Here is a 3,911-nt window from a genome sequence, read left to right on the forward strand (position 1 = left end):
ATACCAATGTCATGTACAACATATTGGTAACTGGTCGTGGAGAAGGTGGAGATAAAGCGGTATCCATTGGTGGTAGGGGCACAAACAATGTTGTCCGCTACAATACAAACGGTTCCAATCCTGTTCGTCACATGTCAGAGCGTGACTTGCCTGATTGGCTGAGGAATTACCATTCTCCTAAGGGTCGAGGAATCGGCTTGCATTGGATGGATTCAGACAGTTCTGAGCATAATTCCGGCTTTGCTGGCAATAATTCCAACGGCAGGGGCAATTCATTGAATGGAAAGGGAAACGGCAACGGTTTCAATTTCGATTCTGATGTAAACGGCAGAAACAGCAGGTTCTCAAGGTCCAATGCTACTCACGGCGACTTGAATTCAACCCATTACACAGTAGGTGACTCTGGAATAAGTCTTGCTGCTGCAAGTGCAAGTGCGGGTTCAGGTGACAGTTCAAGTGCTGCCAGTGATGACAGGAATGCCTATGAGATTGATGAGAAGGACAATTTGGCTGTGAAGTCTGTTGATTATCTCCAGTTAAGTCTTATCTGTGTCATCGCATTGATGTTGCTCATTGTAGGTTACAAACGTCAGAAGGATAAAGAGGAAGAAGAATAAAAAAGTTAAATGTTTCTATTATAAGGGTGTTCATCATAAGTTCAAATTTTTAAGCTTTTATAAAATAAAACCTCATAAAAGATTCTTATTCATTTTTCTTTGATGAACACTTTAATTTTTATTTTTTTTATAGAAAATGTATTTGTTTATTGGTTTTAAAATTAAAGGATGAAAAAATGTTTTAATTTTAAAATTAATAGATTATACAATTTAATGTCGATAAACAATTTAAAAAATTAATGTTTACAATAATGATTTAATCATTTAAAAAATTCGATTAATTAAAATTTAGTTTTAATAATTAACTTATAATTTAAATCATCATTATTATAATTAAATTGATAGAAATTTTCAAGCATAAAAATGTAGTTTTAGGAGAGTAACATAATGGCTGGCAGCAACATTTTGACTTCAACATTGGATCTTGTAAGCCAAAGCCTGCAGATTCCTGTAATAATATTCCTATTGTTATTTGCAATAGGAGCAATAATATTGCTAGGAGGACTGATAAGGGAATACACACACAGGAAGACAGTATCCAATGTGGAAATGAAAACTTTAATCAACAGCATTTCAAATGCAAACACTCAAGAAGAAATATTAAACATAATACAAAGTTCAGAGATTCCGAACTCAATGAAAAATGACCTAAGAGAAATAACAGACACAGATTTAGACCTTGAATCAAGAATAGCTCTAGCAAAGAAACTAGTGAATTCCAGAGAAAAGAAATTGGAGAAAAGATTATCTTACACTGACATCATAACCCGTATCGGACCAACCTTAGGTTTGATGGGAACATTGATTCCTATGGGTCCGGGTCTTGCTGCTTTAGGAAGTGGTGACATAGTCACACTATCCAACGCAATCATAGTCGCATTCGACACCACTGTTGTAGGGATAGGGGCTGGAGCATTGGCATATGTAATAAGTAAAATCAGACGAAGATGGTACAGCGAATACATAGCGAACATAGATGTCTTGACAGATGTGGTGCTCACAAGAATCAGAAAGCTCTAGGTGATTGTTATGGTAAAGCTTAATCGAAAGACTGCATTCGAGGAGGAAGAGGAAGACCCAATGACAGGTGTTGCCAACCTTGTGGATGCAATGCTTGTTATAGCAGTGGGTTTGCTTGTTTTCCTTGTAATTTCCTGGAACATGCAGGCAATCGTATTCAACGATGATGTGACTCCAGAACAAAAGCAAGACGCAATCAATGCCATGAAGCAGGTTACCGAGATAGACCAAGGTCAGCAGCTTAACGAAACACCAGACATCAGCTCATCATCTGGAGAAGGGTACAGCGAGTTGGGTAAGGTCTACAAGGACCCTAAGACGGGCAAGCTGATAATGATTGAAAACTAATCATTATCCCCCATTCTTTTTTTAAAATAAATAATAAGAATTCAGATAAACTTATTAAGTAAAATCTAAAAAATTATAATATAATATAAGATTTAAAATATTAAGTTCACAATTTGTGAACCTTTTTCTTTTTTAACTTTCAAGTCTTTAGGAAATAGTATTATGTCAGGTTCAAAAATTCAGGTTTATGTTGTATCACATAGCGAAGAGGATATTAGAGATATCGATGCAAATGAGATTTATGTGCCTCTATTTGTAGGCAGAGACGGTAAGGATAATTTAGGTTTTGTAAGTGATGATACCGGTGACAACATATCAGGCAAAAACTCTTCTTACTGTGAACTTACCGGCCTTTACTGGATGTGGAAGAATAGTGATGCAGACATTATCGGTCTTGTCCATTATAGGCGTTATTTTGCTAAATGGAGACTTGGAAAAAGACTTGAAAGAGATGATTTGGAAAAGATATTTGAAGAGTATGACATCATTCTTCCTAAAAAGACAACTGCACTCTTAGGTTCCGTTTATGAGGATTATGACCACTGGAACTATGCAAAGGATCTTGATTTGTGTGAAGAAGTGATTAGTGAACAATGCCCTGAATATTTGGACAGCTATAAAAAGGTAGTAAATGGAAAGGAACTTTACTATTACAATATGTTCATCGCAAAAAAGGAAGTCATAGACCCTTACTGTGAATGGGTATTCCCAATACTTGCTGAAGTTGAAAAAAGAGTGGATATGACTGGATACGATGACTATCAGAAAAGAATCTATGGTTTTTTAACTGAAAGACTTTTTGATGTATGGATGGATAAGCAAAATCTTAAGGTTAAGGAGTCTGAACTTAAAGTCAATGGATTAAGACTTAATGTTCATATGTGGATTGTAAAAAGAGCTATTGTAAGATGGGCTTATGTTCATATTTATATGGGATTGCTCCATAAGGATATGAGACGTTAATATTTATGGTTTTAGTATGTCTGAAAAAATTCAATTGTATGTTATTTCACATAGTGAAGAGGCTATAAAGGAAATCCGAAACGATGAGATTTACACTCCGTTGTTTGTAGGCAGAAACGGTAAGGAGAACTTCGGATTTGCTAGCGATGACAGCTTTGAAGGAAACATATCATCTAAAAATAAGGATTACTGTGAATTGACAGGACTATATTGGATGTGGAAAGCATCCGAAGCGGATATAATTGGATTATGTCATTATCGCAGATACTTCAAAGGAAAAGATGGAAAACTGATGGAAAAAGGGGAAATACTCGACTATTTGTCCAATAACGATATCATCCTCCCCAAAAAATCAGATTTGATAAAAGGGTCATATTGGGAGACTTACCAGGACCATCATTTGTATGGGCCTTTGGAAATTACAAGGGATGTGATCAATGAATTGTCTCCGGAATATTTGGAAACCTTTGAGAGGATGTTGGCACAATCCAGCTTTTCCAATTACAATATGTTCATAGCAAGAAAGGAAGTGATTGATCCTTATTGCGAATGGGTATTCCCAATCTTGAGTGAGGTTGAAAACAGGATTGATGTGGAGGAACATCCGAGAGTCTTTGGGTTGATTTCAGAAGCCATTTTCAATGTCTGGATTGAATACAATCAGTTGAGGATTAAAGAGGTTCCCATCTATTATTTGGGAAATGATTTAAGATTCAGGATGGCATTGTCAGACAACAGGGTTTTAAGAAAAGGATATCAGTTCTTATACTTCAATTTCTTTAAGAATTCAAAAGGAAAGCTTATTGAAGAGAAGATACATAACTTATTTTACAAATGAGAATATAATTTAATGGGTTATTATGAGCGAAATAAAAACATTATTTAAAAATGTTAGTTGGGTCACCACATCTCAAGTAATAGTTAATTTATGTGCATTTTTATGGACAATAGCTATTGCTAGAT

Annotated in this window: 4 protein-coding genes and 1 pseudogene; all 5 read left to right on the forward strand. The window is 35.4% G+C overall.

The annotated features are described in order from the left end of the window. Positions 1–617: pseudogene (locus tag Q0409_RS04695) on the forward strand (hypothetical protein); the annotation flags it as partial. Positions 618–1,004: 387 nt separating this feature from the next. Further along, positions 1,005–1,637 carry a MotA/TolQ/ExbB proton channel family protein gene (locus Q0409_RS04700; protein ID WP_298535618.1) on the forward strand — a complete coding sequence of 211 codons (633 nt, stop codon included), beginning with the start codon at positions 1,005–1,007 and terminating at the stop codon, positions 1,635–1,637. Positions 1,638–1,646: 9 nt separating this feature from the next. Beyond that, a complete protein-coding gene (locus Q0409_RS04705) occupies positions 1,647–1,985 on the forward strand; it encodes a DUF2149 domain-containing protein (RefSeq protein WP_298535620.1) in 339 nt (112 codons plus the stop codon). 162 nt (positions 1,986–2,147) lie between these two features. Beyond that, the gene (locus tag Q0409_RS04710; protein WP_298535622.1) at positions 2,148–2,948 is read left to right on the forward strand and encodes a DUF4422 domain-containing protein; all 801 of its coding nucleotides are present in this window, start codon (positions 2,148–2,150) and stop codon (positions 2,946–2,948) included. Positions 2,949–2,964: 16 nt separating this feature from the next. Beyond that, the gene (locus Q0409_RS04715) at positions 2,965–3,786 is read left to right on the forward strand and encodes a DUF4422 domain-containing protein (RefSeq protein WP_298535624.1); all 822 of its coding nucleotides are present in this window, start codon (positions 2,965–2,967) and stop codon (positions 3,784–3,786) included. Positions 3,787–3,911: the final 125 nt, after the last annotated feature.

The sequence above is a fragment of the uncultured Methanobrevibacter sp. genome, from assembly GCF_937898925.1.
Taxonomy (GTDB): domain Archaea; phylum Methanobacteriota; class Methanobacteria; order Methanobacteriales; family Methanobacteriaceae; genus Methanobrevibacter.

Bases quoted from the DNA above. Each gene is read 5' to 3' on its own strand.
- Q0409_RS04700 (WP_298535618.1), top strand. From the start codon at position 1,005: ATGGCTGGCAGCAACATTTTGACTTCAACATTGGATCTTGTAAGCCAA.
- Q0409_RS04705 (WP_298535620.1), top strand. From the start codon at position 1,647: ATGGTAAAGCTTAATCGAAAGACTGCATTCGAGGAGGAAGAGGAAGAC.
- Q0409_RS04710 (WP_298535622.1), top strand. From the start codon at position 2,148: ATGTCAGGTTCAAAAATTCAGGTTTATGTTGTATCACATAGCGAAGAG.
- Q0409_RS04715 (WP_298535624.1), top strand. From the start codon at position 2,965: ATGTCTGAAAAAATTCAATTGTATGTTATTTCACATAGTGAAGAGGCT.